At 55.8% G+C, this 16,449-nt stretch carries 17 protein-coding genes; 9 read left to right on the forward strand and 8 right to left on the reverse strand.

Annotated features, from left to right (window positions below):
- The first annotated feature begins 7 nt into the window (after positions 1-7).
- Complete coding sequence (locus VGJ94_19510) at positions 8-3,094, forward strand: CusA/CzcA family heavy metal efflux RND transporter (protein ID HEY3278809.1); 3,087 nt, start codon at positions 8-10, stop codon at positions 3,092-3,094.
- A gap of 24 nt (positions 3,095-3,118) precedes the next feature.
- Entirely contained in the window at positions 3,119-3,460 is a 342-nt protein-coding gene (locus VGJ94_19515) for a P-II family nitrogen regulator (protein HEY3278810.1), read from the forward strand.
- A 19-nt stretch (positions 3,461-3,479) separates the two neighbouring features.
- On the opposite strand, the gene VGJ94_19520 is transcribed toward VGJ94_19515, so the two are convergent.
- From VGJ94_19520 to VGJ94_19530, 3 genes are all read right to left on the reverse strand, one after another.
- On the reverse strand, positions 3,480-5,219 hold the full coding sequence (locus tag VGJ94_19520) for an ATP-binding protein (protein ID HEY3278811.1): 1,740 nt from the start codon (positions 5,217-5,219) through the stop codon (positions 3,480-3,482).
- A gap of 66 nt (positions 5,220-5,285) precedes the next feature.
- Positions 5,286-5,807: a V4R domain-containing protein gene (locus VGJ94_19525; protein HEY3278812.1), complete on the reverse strand. Its 522-nt coding sequence runs from the start codon at positions 5,805-5,807 to the stop codon at positions 5,286-5,288.
- Positions 5,808-5,997: 190 nt separating this feature from the next.
- The gene (locus tag VGJ94_19530) at positions 5,998-6,456 is read right to left on the reverse strand and encodes a cache domain-containing protein (protein ID HEY3278813.1); all 459 of its coding nucleotides are present in this window, start codon (positions 6,454-6,456) and stop codon (positions 5,998-6,000) included.
- Positions 6,457-6,694: 238 nt separating this feature from the next.
- Between VGJ94_19530 and VGJ94_19535 the strand changes: the two genes are divergently transcribed.
- Positions 6,695-7,267, forward strand: a complete 573-nt coding sequence (locus VGJ94_19535) for an NAD(P)H-dependent oxidoreductase (protein ID HEY3278814.1) — start codon at positions 6,695-6,697, stop codon at positions 7,265-7,267.
- A gap of 109 nt (positions 7,268-7,376) precedes the next feature.
- Entirely contained in the window at positions 7,377-7,814 is a 438-nt protein-coding gene (locus tag VGJ94_19540) for a DUF5661 family protein (GenBank protein ID HEY3278815.1), read from the forward strand.
- A 280-nt stretch (positions 7,815-8,094) separates the two neighbouring features.
- Here the strand turns inward: VGJ94_19540 and VGJ94_19545 are convergent, their stop codons facing one another.
- From VGJ94_19545 to VGJ94_19555, 3 genes are all read right to left on the reverse strand, one after another.
- Complete coding sequence (locus VGJ94_19545) at positions 8,095-9,654, reverse strand: acetolactate synthase large subunit (GenBank protein HEY3278816.1); 1,560 nt, start codon at positions 9,652-9,654, stop codon at positions 8,095-8,097.
- 71 nt (positions 9,655-9,725) lie between these two features.
- Positions 9,726-10,448: an MBL fold metallo-hydrolase gene (locus VGJ94_19550; GenBank protein HEY3278817.1), complete on the reverse strand. Its 723-nt coding sequence runs from the start codon at positions 10,446-10,448 to the stop codon at positions 9,726-9,728.
- A 48-nt stretch (positions 10,449-10,496) separates the two neighbouring features.
- Positions 10,497-11,333 carry an ABC transporter permease gene (locus tag VGJ94_19555; GenBank protein ID HEY3278818.1) on the reverse strand — a complete coding sequence of 279 codons (837 nt, stop codon included), beginning with the start codon at positions 11,331-11,333 and terminating at the stop codon, positions 10,497-10,499.
- Positions 11,334-11,542: 209 nt separating this feature from the next.
- On the opposite strand from VGJ94_19555, the gene VGJ94_19560 reads away from it, so the two are divergent.
- A complete protein-coding gene (locus tag VGJ94_19560; GenBank protein ID HEY3278819.1) occupies positions 11,543-12,427 on the forward strand; it encodes a PAC2 family protein in 885 nt (294 codons plus the stop codon).
- Positions 12,428-12,581: 154 nt separating this feature from the next.
- A complete protein-coding gene (locus tag VGJ94_19565) occupies positions 12,582-12,728 on the forward strand; it encodes a hypothetical protein (protein HEY3278820.1) in 147 nt (48 codons plus the stop codon).
- Here the strand turns inward: VGJ94_19565 and VGJ94_19570 are convergent.
- Both VGJ94_19570 and nudC read right to left on the reverse strand, forming a co-directional pair.
- The gene (locus tag VGJ94_19570; protein HEY3278821.1) at positions 12,715-13,683 is read right to left on the reverse strand and encodes an alcohol dehydrogenase catalytic domain-containing protein; all 969 of its coding nucleotides are present in this window, start codon (positions 13,681-13,683) and stop codon (positions 12,715-12,717) included. The two genes, VGJ94_19565 and VGJ94_19570, sit on opposite strands and share 14 nt — an antisense overlap.
- A 19-nt stretch (positions 13,684-13,702) precedes the next feature.
- The gene (nudC, locus tag VGJ94_19575; GenBank protein ID HEY3278822.1) at positions 13,703-14,572 is read right to left on the reverse strand and encodes an NAD(+) diphosphatase; all 870 of its coding nucleotides are present in this window, start codon (positions 14,570-14,572) and stop codon (positions 13,703-13,705) included.
- A 193-nt stretch (positions 14,573-14,765) separates the two neighbouring features.
- On the opposite strand from nudC, the gene VGJ94_19580 reads away from it, so the two are divergent.
- The 3 genes from VGJ94_19580 to VGJ94_19590 form a co-directional block, all read left to right on the forward strand.
- Positions 14,766-15,539 (forward strand): ParA family protein, encoded by a 774-nt coding sequence (locus VGJ94_19580; protein ID HEY3278823.1) that lies wholly within the window; start codon positions 14,766-14,768, stop codon positions 15,537-15,539.
- Entirely contained in the window at positions 15,529-16,152 is a 624-nt protein-coding gene (locus VGJ94_19585) for a hypothetical protein (protein ID HEY3278824.1), read from the forward strand. The genes VGJ94_19580 and VGJ94_19585 overlap by 11 nt, the downstream gene beginning before the upstream one ends.
- An 82-nt stretch (positions 16,153-16,234) precedes the next feature.
- Positions 16,235-16,449 (forward strand): hypothetical protein (locus tag VGJ94_19590; GenBank protein HEY3278825.1); only part of this gene is annotated, 215 nt, incomplete at its 3' end.

The raw sequence follows: 16,449 nt of genomic DNA on the forward strand, positions 1-16,449 counted from the left end.
GGAGGGAATGCAGAAAATCATCGATCTCGTGCTGAAGCAGCGCCTTCTCATCCTCCTCGGAGTGGCTGTCCTTGTGGGAACGGGCCTCTATTGCTACAAAACCATCTCCATCGATGCCTTCCCCGACGTTACCAACATCCAGGTCCAGATCATATCCCAAACCCCGGGCATGTCGCCCCTTGAAACCGAAAAATTCGTGACTGCGCCCATCGAGCTTCAGATGAGCGGCCTCACGGGCCTCAAGGAGACAAGGTCGATCTCGAAATACGGGCTCTCTCTCGTGACCCTCATCTTCGAAGACAGCGTGAATGTCTACTTCGCGCGCCAGCTCGTTCTGGAGCGGATGATCGAGGTGAGGGAGAAGCTTCCCTCCGGGGTGGAGCCCACATTCGGGCCCATCTCGACAGGCCTCGGTGAGATATTCCAGTATACCCTCGAAGGCAAGGGGAAGAGCCGGATGGAGCTCAGGACCCTTCAGGACTGGGTGGTCAAGAAAATCCTGAAGTCCGTACCCGGCGTGATCGAGGTAAACTCCCATGGGGGGGATGTCAAGGAGTACCAGGTCATCGTAAGCCCCGAGCAGCTGATCAAATACAACCTTTCCCTGCGGCAGATATTCGAGGCGGTGGCGCGCAACAATGCCAATGCAAGCGGAGCTTACATGAACATAGGGGGAGAACGGTACGTGATCCGGGGCCTGGGCCTGCTCAAGAACCTTGAAGATATCGGGAATATCGTGGTGGCTTCGTCCAGGGGCACCCCTATTTTCCTGAGAGATATTGCAGAGCTTAAACTCGGTCCGGCCTTCAGCCCCGGGGCAGCGGTCAAAAACGGGGAGGAAGCAGCCGCGGGAATCGTCCTTCTCGTAAAGGGCGGCAATTCCATGGTGGTAATACAGAAGATAAAGGAGAAGATCAGGGAGCTTCAAAAAGCCCTTCCCGAGAATGTGAGGCTCGTGCCCTTTTACGACCGGTCCGATCTCGTGAAAAAAGTCCTCTCTACCATTTCGAGGGCTTTGGCCGAAGGCTCCATTCTCGTCATTATCGTACTCTTCGTCTTCCTGGGCAGCGTGAGAACGGCCCTTGTGGTCACCTTTTCCCTTCCCCTCACCGTGCTTCTCACCTTCATCATCATGAGGGTTTCAGGACTCACCGCCAATCTCATGTCTTTGGGCGGTCTGGCCATCGCCATCGGTATGATCGTGGACGGAGCGGTCGTCATCGCGGAGAACGTGTACCGCCAGCTCTCCGAAAGGAAAGGGGAGTCGAGGCTTCACATTGTGGCCGAGGCATCGAAGGAGGTAATCCGGCCCGTCTTCTTCGGCATCCTCGTGATCACTATTGTCTTTCTCCCTCTCTTCAGCCTTACCGATGTGGAAGGGAAGATGTTCATCCCGCTGGCGCTGACCGTGGTGATAGCCCTCGTCAGCTCCCTGGTTGTCTCTTTCCTGTTCGTCCCCGTCTTCGCCCTCCTCATACTGAAACCGGGGCAGGAAAAGGATACCAGGCTCCTCGCCTGGATAAAAAAGAGGTTCCGGCCCCTCCTCGAGGTGGCGCTCCTCAACCGGAAAAAGATCGCCGTGGCGGCCTGCGCGGCCCTCGCCTTAAGCCTCTGTCTCCTGCCTTTCATAGGCAGGGAGTTCATGCCCACCCTGCAGGAAGGCTCTCTCGTGATCCAGCCCATTCGCTTTCCCAGCGTCTCACTCGAGGAATCGATAGAGATCGAGAAGAGGTTCCACAGAATACTCTTTTCATTCCCTGAAGTAGAGTCGGTCGTCTCCAAGATCGGAGGCTCGGGGATAGCCACCGACCCCCAGGGCCCTGAAATCTCGGACCCTATTATCACATTGAAACCCCGCTCCAAGTGGAAGACCGCGAAGACCCAGGAGGGCCTTATCGCCAAAATGCGGGAGCGCCTCGAATCGTCGATGCCCGGCGTAGGATTCAATTTCACCCAACCCATCGCGCTCAGGGTGGATGAGCTGATCTCGGGGGTAAAATCGCAGATCGCCATAAAGATCTACGGCGATGACCTCGACGTGCTCAAAGAGAAGGCGGAAGAAATCGCAAAGATCATGTCCGCCGTCAGGGGGACGGCTGATTTGAGGATCGAACAGGTCTCCGGACAGCCTTACCTCAATATCGATTTCGACCGGAAGGCCACGGCGCGTTACGGCATCAATATATCGGACGTACAGGAGATCATAGAGACCGCGGTACGGGGCGGCCGGCCCACGGAGCTCCTGGAGGGAGACCGGAGATTTGCAGTCAGGATCCGCTTCCCCGAAGAAAAACGGAATAATGCCGAGGCGATCGGCAAGCTCCTCGTCCCGGTCCAGGAAGGCCGGGGAGTACCTCTCAACCTACTGGCTGACCTCTCCCTTATTGAAGGACCCAATCAGATAAGCAGGGAAAACGGGCAAAGAAGGATTGTCATCGAGTGCAACCTGAGAGACAGGGACATGGGGAGCTTTGTGGAAGAGGCGCAGGAAAAAATCGCCGCCCGGGTCCAACTGCCCGTCGGATATACCCTCAAGTGGGGCGGCCAGTTCGAAAACCAGCAGCGCGCCATGAAGCGTCTCGTCATTATCGTGCCCATAACCCTGCTCCTCATGTTCCTTCTTCTCTACTTCACCTTCAATTCCGTGAGAAATGCCCTGCTTATCATCCTGAATATCCCCTTTGCATTGATCGGAGGGATTGTGGCCCTCTTCCTTTCGGGCCAGTACCTGAGCGTACCCGCATCGGTGGGGTTCATCGCCCTTTTCGGTGTGGCTGCCTTGAACGGCATCGTACTGGTTTCCTGCCTCAACCAATTGAGAAGGGAGGGCATGGCACTGGAGGCGGCGGTACGAAAGGGCACGGAGCTCAGACTGAGACCTGTTCTCATGACGGCGTCCGTGACGCTCCTCGGCCTCGTCCCTCTCCTCCTCTCAACGGGAATCGGCTCGGAAATACAGAAGCCTCTCGCGGTGGTGGTGGTGGGCGGATTGATCACTTCCACGCTTCTCACCATCGTCGTGCTCCCCACCTTCTACAAGTGGTTTGAAGAAGGACAGGAGGATAAGGAAAGCAGGGAACATGAAGACGTATAAAATAAGCCAGTACGAGGAGGGCCGATGAAAGAGATCGTAGCGATACTCCAGCCTTTTATGCTTGGAAAAGTGGCCTGGGCGCTCCAGAATATCCCCGCCTTCCCGGGCATGACCGTCACCAAAGTGCAGGGATTCGGACGGGGGAGGGCGAAAGGGGCGCCTCACACATTCGTGGAGGACCTGATCGAATATGTGGCGAAAGTTAAAATAGAGGTTATCGCGAATGACGACCAGGTGGAAGAGATCCTCTCCGCGATTATCCGTACTGCCCACACGGGCCACAAGGGCGACGGGAAGATATTCGTCCTGCCCGTGGAAAGGACGGTCCGGATCAGGACCGGCGACTTCGATGAGGCGGCAGTATAGGGGCCGACTTCTTTTACCTTCAGGCTCCTAAAACCCGTCTCACGGCGGCAGCGAGCTCACCCTTGTTCGCTGTTTTGTCGAGTGATGCGTTGATGCCCGCCTCTTCCATAGTTCCCGCGTCCACCCGCTGGTTAAAACCCGAAAAGAGAAGGATCGGCACATCGGCCCTGATTTCGTGGATTTTTCGCGCGAATTCGATACCTGTCATGTCAGGCATGGCGAAATCCGTAATCACCAGATCGAAGAAAGCGGGATTTGACCGGAAGGCGTCAATCGCTGCCGCGGGGTCCGAGTGACTCTCAACCTTATAACCGAGGTTTTTAAGTCTCGCCCCGTTCATCTCCACGAGCTCCTCTTCATCGTCGACAAAAAGTATTCTTTCTTTTCCTCTTTCAATTCTCCCCGGTACGGCGTCCACGGCTCCCGCATTCACGGCGGAGGCCGGCAGGAGCACACGAAAAATGGAGCCTTCACCGGGTTCAGTCTGCACGGTAATCGAGCCGCCATGTCCTTTCACGATGCCATGGACCACCGACAGCCCCATACCCGTTCCCTGCCCCGGCCTCTTGGTCGTAAAGAAGGGATCGAATATCTTTTCAAGCGACTCTTTCTCAATCCCGCAGCCTGTATCCCTCACAGAAATTTCAGCATAAGGGCCTTCCTTCAGCCCCAAGGCGGAAGCTTCGGGATCAGCGAGCTCCCGGTCTGCGAGACCAACCTCTATAAGACCCTCTTTACCTTGCATTGCGTGGGCGGCATTCGTGCAAAGGTTCATGATTACCTGGTGCACCTGGTCGGGGTCAACGGAAATAGTCTCTCTCACGGATGAGACATTCTTCCTGATCTCGGTTCCGGGGGGAAGGACCGGCCCGAGGAGCCTCAGTGACTCCTCTATAAGCGTGCCCAGTGCAATCTGCCGCTTTTCCGGATTGGCCCCGCGACTGAAGGCAAGTATCTGCTTCACCAGCTCCCGGCCCCTGACCCCGCTCTTATGGATGAGCTCCAGCTTGCGTCGCGTCGGGGCGTCGGAGGGCGTCTGGTCGAGCACCATCTCGGTGAAGCCTATGATGCCCGCGAGAATATTGTTAAAATCATGGGCGATGCCGCCGGAGAGAGTTCCGAGGGCTTCGAGTTTCTGGGCCCGGCGGAGCTCCTTCTCTACCCGTTGGCGCTCTTGAGTCTCGGCCCTCAGTACCTTGTATGCGCGGCTCAGCTCCTCGGTGCGTTCCTCAACCCTCATCTCTATCTCGCGCTTCCCCTGCTCCAGAGCATCGCGCATGTCGGCCAGACTCGAGACCATGAGATTAAAGGACTCGGAGAAATCGCCCATAAAGTCGACGCGCTGGGAAAAATCCCCTTTCGCAATTACCTGGGTCTGCCAGGTCAAATGACGGAGGTTTGCCTGCAATGTCTTGAGGCTTCCCACCATGGCCCCTTTTGCGTGAAGAGGTCTTGAAAGATCGCCTTTCGACAGGGCAAGGGCAAACTCCTGAACGGCAAGGATATCCCGGATCAGTCCGGCGCTTGCTTTCTCCGCGCTTTCTCCCACATCCGGAACCCCGGGCGGGACAGTACCGCGGCGCCACGCCCCGATGATGAGGTCGAGGTCCTGCGTATCGCCGGCCCATGAATCATCCGTCTTGATATGAATAAGGGCTGCCTCAAGACCCTCCCTGAGGCGCACCGCATCTTCCTCGTGTTCCGATTCGATGGCTACGTCGAGTAGCGCCCTCAGCTCTTTAAGGACATCTTTTACCATCTGGTGCGATCCTCCTCAGTCGCTCCCCTATTCCGATGGGCAATGCTCCTTTTCGCTGTCGGAGCATCAATCCGAGATTTGTGCGACAAACCTGCACATGCGGTCCCCGGTGGACCAGCATTCCTCTTCCTTCACCTTAAAGGTTTCGCCAAAGAACCTTTCAAGCAAGCCCGCGATAAAACCTTCGTCATAGACGCATATCTGATATCCGAGCTCCGGAAGACCCGAGCAATCCAAATCTTCCGAAATGGTGAGATGAAAGGACCGGTTCTTTGAATCAGCCTCTTCGATACGGAGAATACCGATCCCCATCTCCTTGAACGCCTTCTGCAGTCGTCCGACCAGTTCGTTGAATTGTGTCACCGAGCCGAGCACATGATCGTAGAATTGCGTCCCTGCGAGTTTACCGGCCTCCCGGAAAAGCAGGTCGGCCTTCTCTACGCCCAATTGCTTCTCTGCCACGTCCCGGAAAGTGAATTGCATCAACCGGTAGACTTCAACGCTGGTCTGATTTCCCAGGTTAGGCCTGCCGGTTTTAAGATCCCCCAGGAGATCCCAGGTAAACCGATATTTTCGCCCCGGCTCCATACTCTCTCCTCCATGTTGTCGATATCGCCCCTCCCGGTACCGGTTCTCGTGAGAGGCTGTTCCATTATTCTACTTATCTTCAGACGGGATATCAAATAGGTATGAAAGATTAATCTGAGGGGAAGGGCAGGAAGCAAAAGCGAGGGGCTGCTGAAGGGGCCTCCCTCCCCTTCAGCAGCCCCTCGGGTGATTATTTGAAGAAGCCGCAACCGATGTAGAAGTTGCCGGCGTCCGCTTTTTTGAGATAGGTGACTTTCGGCTGAATCTTCTTCGACACGGGATTGGTCCAATTATATTCGACCGTGCCGCTGCCCTTTGTTTTCGACACTTCGATCATCTCTTTCACGAAGGATTTACCGCTCGAGTCTTTTAACCCAAAGTGGTTCTGACCGACGAGCTTCGGGTTTCCCCCGTTCGCGAGCATGATCCCATCGTAATCCTGGGCAATGATATAGAGATCGCCCTTTACAAACTGCCCCTTGGGGTTATTGAACTCGGCAATCGCCTTGTCCTTCCCGTTTGCTTTCATATAGGCATCCGCCTTATCGACCATCGCCTTTGCTTCTTCAAGAGTCGAAGCATGGACCACGAAGCAGGCGCACATTACAAAAAAGAATACCCCCATCAGAATCGAACACGTTTTTCTCATAATACATCCTCCTTTGATTTTGTTTTGTTTTGGGATTGCCATATGATGGATAACGCCTCCCTTGAATATGTTTTCGGTAAGATATTGTTCTTCTTAAGTAATTAAGTTGAAATGCAAGTATTGACGAGGTTCTGGCTGTATACGGCTCTTGTATACACGGTTGAAATCCACCCAATCGATGCTTATATAAGAAAACGGAAGTGACTGATTTTCCTGTCACACCCACACCGGAGGACATATGGAAAAGAAAACCCTATTCTCAATCCTCGGCTTTGCGGGGAGCCTGAGAAAACAGTCTTTCAATAAGGCAATTTTAAGAACAGCCGTAGAGTCCACCCCCGTTGGGGTGGAGATAGAGGTTTTCGACCTCGAGGGAATCCCGCCTTTCAATCAGGACCTGGAGGCGGAACCCCCGGATAAGGTAAAAGAGTTTAAAGCGAAGATAAGGGCCGCGGATGCGATCCTGATCGCCACGCCGGAATATAACTACTCCATGCCCGGGGTATTGAAAAACGCGATCGACTGGGCTTCCCGCCCCTACGGCGACAACGCCTGGGAGGGAAAGGCGGTGGCGATTATGGGGGCTTCCGTCGGCATGATCGCCACCGCGAGATCCCAATACCATCTGCGTCAGTCCATGGTATTCGTCAATATGCATCCCCTCAACCAGCCAGAAGTGATGGTGCCTTTCGCCGACAAAAAAGTGGATGCCGACGGACGTCTGACGGATCAGGTGACGCGGGACAAAATAGGAGAACTTGTCGTAGCCCTCGTAAAATGGACAGAGCGGTTGAATGCCGGGCGCGGGTGAACCCTGATCCTATTCCCGCCCTTTCTCATGTTGTAACCTTCTGCCCATGCTGTTACAATGAATGTGCCGGGGAGGACCCCGGTACTACGAATGCGTAAAAGGAGGGTTCATGGAGCTTCCGGAATACATCACCTCATCTGAAGTGAAAAGAGTCTGCAAGGAACTTGGCATCAGGGACTGGTCCCGTCTCAAGACTGCGAAGGCCCTTCCCGAGGAGGCCTCTAAAATCCTCGCCGAGGTCAACACGGAAAAGATGAACATCGATCTTGATGAATTTCTCGCAGGCCTCAATGTGGAGCTGGAGCACGGCACACGGTTCAAAGATGCGAATGTCACCAACAACCACCCCATAATCACAGGTAAGATCGTCCTGGCCCATCTCAAGGAGTTCCTTGACTACTATAAACTCCTCGACGTCGCGGAGCTGTGGGGCGACCTGCTGAAAGCAATAGCCTCCGGAGACGGGCCCAAGACAAAAAAAGAATTCAAGAAACTGGCCTCCGCCAGAATAGCCCTCGCAACCGCAGAGCTGAAAGCACTGAAGTAAAAGCGTGTAAAGCGTTGAAGCGTGTGATGTGTGTAAAGCGTTAATGCGTGTAATGCGTTGAAGACATGTAGTGCCATGCTCCGGTAATCAGTAGGCCCGCAAAGGAGCGAGAAAGGGGTATGCTCGTCCCGATGGAAGCCAAGCGTGAATCCCGGCACACGCTGGGCTTGCACAGTCATCCCCGCGTGACGTAGCTCGCACCGCGAGCGAGAAGGGGAGGCTCCGATAGCTTCGCTATCGGAGGGGGCGACGCGAGCCCCCCTTCAACTGCAAGCCCCTTTCAACTGCTCATTACCATCTCCACGAGATGAGGTCCCGGCTCATGAAGGGCTCTGCCCAGTTCCCGGGCCAATTCACCGGCGGTTTCCACCGAGACTCCGGGCACACCGAAACCTTCCGCAATTTTCATCCAATCGACAGGAGGATTACCGAGGTCCGAGAGGGTCAGGGCCGCGGGGCCCGGCTTGGAGATGCCCGCCCGTTCGAGCTCTACTCTTACCACCTGATAGCGCCTGTTGGAGCAGATAAGGGTGGTGACATTGAGCCCCTCCCGCGCCTGCGTCCAAAGGGCCTGGAGTGTATAGAAGGCGCTTCCATCGGCCTGGATGTTTATGATCGGCCTCTCCGGGCACGCGAATGCCGCTCCCGCCGCACAAGGCATGCCATACCCGATGGCGCCTCCCGCCACGTACAGGAGGCTGTGGCGCGGCAGGTTTTCGGTAAGGGGATAGTAGGAAAAGGCGGTGGTCAGCCCCTCGTCCACGATGATTGCCCCTTCCGGTTGAAGGGCTGCCACGGTAAGACATATCCTTTCGGCGGTGAGACTCCCCTCAGGCACTTCAGGCCTCTCGACGTGCCTCGGCGTCCCTCGCGCTGCCCCTGCCTTTTGACCTGCCTGCCCGAGCTCCCCGACGAGAAGCTCGAGAGCCTCCACGATATTGCGGGTATCCCAGGAAATCCTTACCTTTTCCTGGTCTTTCCTCAAAAGGCGACTTTCGATGCCCTCGTATCCGAAAAAGGTGACCGGTTCCGTATCGCCTGCGAGCACGATAGTCTCATAGGAAGCCAGGACCGGGATGGCAGCCTCCGGGAAGTAGGGGATCCGGGTGACCGACGGCAGGTCGATGCCTCGTTCTACACGGCCCGGAAAATTTCTCATCAAAAGATCGCATCCGGTGAGATATTGAATGCGGCCCGCGAGCCTGAGGCCTGGTTCAAGGAGTGCCCCTCCCCCAAGGATAATCGCGCAGCGCCGGGATTCCCTCAACCTGGCCGCCGCCCTTTGGATCAACTCCGGATCGGGCGGATCGGGAGCGACATGGGGCCTGACAATCGTCTTGACCTTCAGTTGCTCGAGCTGAAGGTCATGGGGAACGATAAGGCTTGCCACCTGTCCCCGCATGGAGGCGGAGATAGCCTCCGCCATATTGGAAGATAATTCCTCTCCAGAAGCAGATGTTCTAAACCAACCGGATACGGTCGCGGCAAGGGGCTCGATGTGCATTTCGAGGGGGGCATCGGCACCGCGGTGCCAGGTGGAGTGCTCGCCTATTACGTTGACTACAGGACTCCGGGCGCGCTTCGCATTATGCAGGTTGGCGATGCCGTTCGCAAGACCCGGGCCCAGGTGGAGAAGGGTCATGGCCGGGACGCCTCTCATGCGCCCATATCCGTCAGCCGCGCCCGTACAGACCCCTTCGAAAAGTCCCAGCACCGGCTTAATCCCCTGAATGCGGTCGAGGGCCGCAACCAGAGGCGTTTCCGTGGTACCCGGATTGGCGAAGCAGATTTCGATGCCTCCCTCGCGGGCCGTCGTCAACAATGATAATGCGCCGTTCATATAATCACCTTTTACCGTCCTTTTTGGGATGGTAGGATTACCCTCGGGGAATAACAGATTCAGATCTCATTCTATCCCTGGACCGGGAGATATCCCTGTTCATATTGGGAGCGGATGCAATACTTCAGATACTCCTGAACCTGTGTGTCCGGCTCGTATGCGCCCGAGTGGCCGTCGCAGAGCACGTCCGCGTGGAGGGTATAGAGTTTTTCCACCGATTCGACCCATGCAAAAGGATTGCAGTCGAACTCCTTGAGCAGGGGAGCGCCGATGTCCTGGGCAAAAAGGATTTTCCTGCCGTCTATTTCCGCAAGAACCGAGATGGAGCCGGGCGTATGGCCGGGCGTATGGAGGCACGTGAGCGTATATCCGCCCACGGGGAGCCGTTCTTCCTCCTGGTAGAGTTTAAGGTCTATGGAGAAAGGCTCAAGATATACTTTGAAGCAGAACGCGGCGGTCATCCGCTGGTCGCCGGCTTCCAAAAGCTCCGCATCCAGGGCGTGCATGACAAGGCGGCAACCGAGACGCTTTCTTAATTTGGCGGCCCCGCCTATATGATCGAAATGGCAGTGGGTGAGGATGATGGTGGAGATGCGGGCGGGATCGAAACCCAGCTTCTCGATGTTCCCGATAAGACGCTCTAGCCGCATACCCGCCCCCGAGTCGATAAGGACAAGCTCCCCGAGGTCCAAAAGGTAGGAAACGCAGTCCCTGGGGTCGGTGATGCCCGGTCCGCTGACCTGGTAAATCCTGGTCCCGATCCGGGCGGGCTCTCTATTTCGTTCTCCGGCCATTTTTGTTACCCCCCCAAGGCTGCGAAGGAGCGCGACACAAGGGTCCGCCTATCTGAGCTGATAGCGTCTCCTCGGATCGAATATATCCCTGAGCCCTTCCCCGAGGAGATTATATCCCATTACGGTCAGGAATATGGCGAGCCCCGGATAGAGGCTCAACCACCAGGCGACCTCTATATTGTCTTTCGCTGCGGTAAGGATATTTCCCCAGCTTGCCGTGGGCGGCTGAACCCCGATGCCCAGGAAGCTCAATGCAGATTCCGTAAGAATGGCCCCCCCGATACCCAGGGTCGCCACCACGTAGACAGGGGAAAGGGCGTTCGGCAGCACATGGCGGAAGATGATCCTGAATTCCGAGAAACCCTGCGTTTTCGCCGCAAGTACATATTCTTTGCCTTTTATGCTCAATATCTCGGCCCGGACGAGCCTCGCAATGCCCATCCAGTTGGTAAGGCCTATGACAATCATGATATTCCATATACTCGGCTCGAGAAGTGCGATGACGGCAAGGATGAGAAAGAAGGTGGGGAAACACATCATAAGGTCCACGAACCTCATGATCACCTCGTCGATTATCCCTCCGTAATAGCCTGAAACCGCCCCTATGAGAATCCCTATGAGGGTCGCGATCCCCACGGAGACGAATCCCACGAGAAGGGAGATCCTGCTCCCGTAAACCACCCTTGAAAAGACATCCCTTCCCAGGGTGTCGGTTCCGAAGGGGTGGGAAAAGGAGGGGGGCGCGAGAATCTGTTTCAGGTCCGGCTGGACGGGGTCATGAGGAGAGATGAGGGGCGCGAAGAAGGCGCAGAAGAACATGGGGACGAGGATAATTACCCCTACGAGGGCGAGATTATGTCTGCCCAGCCTTCTCAGTAGCTCCATCCGTCCTCCCGGCTGCATTGGATCGTTATGAAAGACCCTTTGCGCTTTCTTTAGTTTTATACCATTATACCTCCGGCTGTTTCAATACTCCCCTTTCTTTTCCCCCAAAGGTGGAATTGACAAGAGACGCCGAATCTTATACCTTTATCAAAAAGAGGCGGACCGCATTCGCGGAAATCGGCAGGAGTTGAGGCCGACAGGGAGGTACCATGGTGAGACTCGGCGCTTTTCGATTATCCGGGCCCGCAAAAGAGTGCAGGAGACCCTTGGTCCTGGCCGTTCTCCGGCCATGGATCGACGTAAACAACGTGGGCAGCCTGCTCCTCAAGGAGTTGAAAGAGCGCTACGGGGCCCGAAGGTGGGGGGAACTGGCGATGCCGGGCCGATTCTATGATTTTACCCGTTACAGGCCGGTCATAGACCTCGAAGAGGGCATCCGAGGGATGGCCGTCCCCAATACCACGATTTATCGTGCGAAAAGGGAGGGAGAAAACGATCTTCTTCTGCTGCGCCTTTTGGAGCCCCATAATCTCGCCGAGGTCTATATTGCCTCAGTAATGAAACTTCTCAAGGCAGTGGAAGCGAGCAGGTACGTGCTCCTCGGCAGCATGTACGACGCTGTCCCCCATACGCGGCCGCTGCTCGTGAGCGGTTACGGCATGGGAGCCGGCGGCCGGGAGGACGTGGCCAGGGCAGGGGCGGCGCCCATCACCTATCGGGGGCCTTCATCACTGCTTAATCTTATTACCAAAGAAGCTGCCGATGCAGGCATCGACGCGGCCGTATTTATTGTCTCTCTGCCCCAGTATGTGGCCGTTGACGAGGACCACCAGGGGAAGCTCAGGCTCCTGGAGCTTTTGAGCACCCTTTATAATATCCCCATAGCCGGAGAAGATTTTGAGAAAGCCCGCGAGCAGATGCGTATGATCGACCTACGGGTCGAAACCACCCCGGAGGCGAAACTTCTCCTCCCTCAACTCGAAAAAGCCTATGACGCGCGGGTGGGAGAAATGGAGAGGGGGGACGAATCAAGCCTCTCCGATCTGGAAGAGATATTCCGGAACACTCCGGGCCACGATATAGGGAAAGCATAGCCCTCCGTCGGACGCTGTTCTCCTGGTACCACCGGCGTCTGCCTGATACATCGGATATACCCCCAATCCGCCCTTAATGGACGCACCGAAGGTGCCGATAATACCATGGCGCCGTGATTCCTTGCGGCAAAATAAGGAGTGTGGGAGGAAAGAGATGACGATAAGAGACGACAGGATCGGTTTCAGGGGGATGTGCATCATGGTGCTCGTTGCCGCGGCCGCCGCGTTCCTCATCAGCGCTCTTTGTGCTTCCAGGGCTGCCGCCGCGCCGGATGTCCTCTCCCGGTTCACTCTTCTCTAAAATCGAGGAGGATCTTGAGCGCCCCTTGGGTGCGTGCAGCCTCAAAGGCTTCCCGTGCCTTTTCAATAGGATAGATGCCCGAGATAAGAGGCTTTACATCCACAGACCCCTGAGACAAAGCCCTCAGGGCCGGTCCGAAGGGGCCGCAGCGCGACCCGATTACCTTGATCTCATTGATGACTATGGGTGTCAGATTTATTGAGTTCCCACCGGCGACCGTGCTCTTCAGTATGATGGTCCCCCTGGGCTTCACCCGGACGAGCGCCTCCCCGATACCCTCCGCCCGACCCGTAGCTTCCACCACCATATCGTATTTTTCGTCAGGAGGAAGGTGATCGACGGAAATCGCCTCGATGCCCGCTTTTCGTGCGATATCGAGCTTCCACCCGTGTTTTCCCACAAGGGTCACATGAGCCTGGGTTAAGGAGAGGACAAAAACCGAGAGAAGGCCGAGCTTTCCATCTCCCATCACGAGCACCCGGTCCGTGGGCTTCACGTGATTCTGGTCGGTAATCTCCACGGCTGCGGCCAGAGGCTCGGTAAAAACCGCCTCTTCATCGGAAAGCCCCCGAGGCACCTCCAGAAGGTTGATCGCAGGAAGGGTCAGGTATTCTGCAAAAGCGCCGTTCCTCTCTGCAATCCCGAGGGTGGTCCTGCGGGGACAGTGGCTCTTCATGCCCTGAAGGCAATAAGAGCAGACACCGCAGGAGCAATTGATCTCCCCCACCACGCGTCTGCCAATAAGGTCGTCCGGTCCCCCCGCGACGCGCTCCACGATTCCGGTGAACTCATGGCCCGGGATACCCTTGAACCCCATGTAGCCCTTGAAGATCTCGAGGTCCGTATTGCATATCCCCGCCACGCGCACCTTGATGAGGGCCTCGCCTTCCCGGGGTACGGGCACGGGAAAATCTTTCGGGAATTCAAGTTTTTCATTCCAGACAACCGCTTTCATTCCGCCTCTTCCTGCCGGTTCATTCATCAGGGCCGTAACTCTTTTCCACGACCGCGCCTGCAGCCGGCTTTTTCATACGGGCCTCCACGAACCAGTCTATCAGCTTTCGGGCCACGCTTATCCTCCCGGGAATGCGGGGCAGCTGGTCCGGATCGAACCATGCCGCTTCCTCTATCTCGACGCCGTCGATCGCGATCTCACCGCTCTCGTAATCGGCGGTAAAGGCTATCATGAGCGAATCGGGGAAAGGCCATGGCTGGCTTCCGAAGTACCGTATATTCTTGACCTTTATTCCAACCTCTTCTTCGATCTCCCTCATCACGGTCTCTTCCAGTGATTCTCCCGGCTCCACAAAGCCGGCAAGCACGCTGTACATCCGTTCGGCAAAACGAGTTGCCCTCGCAAGGAGGACCTTACCCTCCTTTTGGACCAGCACAATCACTGCCGGGGAAATTCGGGGAAAAACAGTATGTCCGCATCGGGGGCACTCTTTTGCAATGACCTCGGCCTTGTTTACTGTCTCGGAGCCGCACCGCCCGCAGTAATGCTCGTTCTTCTCCCATTCAAGGAGGTGGATGGCCCTCATGGCGATTTTATGGGTCAACCCATCGATGCGGCCGTAGAGGGACCTGAGACCGTGCCATGATCCTCCCGCGGGAGCCTCGCCGCCCCCGGCTTCCACACCATAACAGGGCACCCCGTCGAGAATTCCGATGAACCTCTCGGACACGGGATCGACTCCCAGGTCCCGGGAGTCTTTCACGAGCGGCACCGCAAGGGCTTCGCCATTTATAATTAGCAGCATCTTCCGGTCTCTGAAAATGAACCGCCATCCTGCTTCAGTTGCATCGTGAGTTCCCTGTGCAGAAGGTAAAAACCGGCCGTCCATACCGTAAATTACATGACAGAAAGATCAAAAGTCAAGGAATTGTGCGGCAGCGCCGCCCGGCGAAGGCAGAGGGGCAATTAATTGTATTTGATTCATAAATATATAATCTCAGGACTAAAAATGGTAGAATAGGAAGGGTGGGGTTCGCAGGAAAATCGGTATACATACTTTCAGACGGGAAATAGGGGGCAGCATGAGGGTTATAGCAGTCATCAATCAAAAGGGAGGAGTGGGCAAGACGACCGCCACGGTCAATGTGGGCAGAGGTCTCTCCCTGCTGGGCAAGAAAGTGATGCTCATCGATATGGACCCCCAATCGCACATGACTTATTCCCTTGGAGTGCAGGCACACGAATTGGGTAAATCTATTTACGACCTCCTTAAAGGGGAGGCGTCACTGGCCGATGTCACACTGACCATGAATAACCATAAGAATCTGAAAATCATCCCCTCCACTCTCGATCTGTCCGGGGCTGAAATTGAGCTCGCCTCCGTGCCCGGAAGAGAGTCGATCCTGAAAGAATGCCTGAAAGGGATAAAAGGAATTGATTTCGTCCTGATGGATTGCCCTCCCGGGCTGGGGCTCCTTACTCTAAATGCCCTCACCACCGCAAAGGAGCTGTTCATTTGCCTCCAGACAGAATACCTCGCCCTCCAGGGGATAGGCAAACTGATGGAGACGGTGGAGATCGTACGGAAAAGGCTCAACAGGAACCTTGGCGTCTCAGGGATCATCTGCACCAGGTTTGACAGGAGAAAGAAACTCAACAGGGAAGTAGTCCATAAAATAAAGGAATATTTCGGCGAAACGGTTTTCAGGACAATGATAAGGGAAAATGTCGCGATTGCAGAGGCGCCGACCAAGGGTCTCCCCATATTCGATTATGCGCCGAAAAGCAATGGTGCGGCGGACTATATGAGCCTGTGCAAAGAGATCATTAAGAGGGGAGGATCTGATGGGAAATAAACCGCTCCTTACGGAAAGTAAACTGAGCTGGATTCGTGATACGACTGCGGAAGCGCCTGCGAAGGCAGATCGCCGAGATGATTCTTCGAGGGAGGAGGAGGCCAAGGCCCCGAAAGAACCTGTGAGATCGGCGCCCGAACCTGTAAAACAGACACTGCAGGATAATCCGCCGGCCTACAGAGGTGTCGGGCAAGGGCCGATAAGCAGGACATCCGAACAGCCCGACAAGGCGGAAGCCCCTTTGTCCGGCCGCAGGACTACCGGCCAGCAGGCCCCCGGGCAGGCCCATATGAGACAGGCCCAGCCGCCCGGAATGAGGCAGGAGGGTCTTTACGAGGATGGGGCAGAAAACGAGCCGTTGAGTGCCAGGCCAAAAAGACCCGGCATGGTGCATTACTGGCTTGCCCTTGTGGCCCTCATATGCGTCGCCGTCACCGTTCCCGAACGCTATGGCGCTCTCATCTTCCTCGGTTTCATTTTTGTGATTCTCATCGAGATATCTTACCGAGTGGGCCAGCACTATTACCAGGCACGAACAAACGCGGAAGCGCTGAGGAGAATACTCCAATCACTGAGGCAGGGCGAGAAATGCGACAGGCAGGGACCCCGATGATCCGACGGCGGGCCCTCATGTCCGGGCCGCCTTTTTTAAGCACATGTGTGGTCCATTAAAGATAAATATTACGGAGGTGGCTATGAAAATTGATTTGACTCCGGAACAATTCGAGCTTTTGCTGAAGGCCGTCTATCTCGGTGGGTGGATGGTGAAATCCGCTGAAGATGATTCGGCTGAAACCGATTTCGATGATATGGAGGGTTATATCCTCTCCCTCGCGAAGGATTTCGGCCTCGATCGTTATGTGGAGTACGATGATGAGCAGAAAAGATACTTCCCCTCCAAAGAACTCGA

The organism is Syntrophorhabdaceae bacterium (assembly GCA_036504895.1).
Taxonomy (GTDB): Bacteria; Desulfobacterota; Syntrophorhabdia; order Syntrophorhabdales; family Syntrophorhabdaceae; genus PNOM01.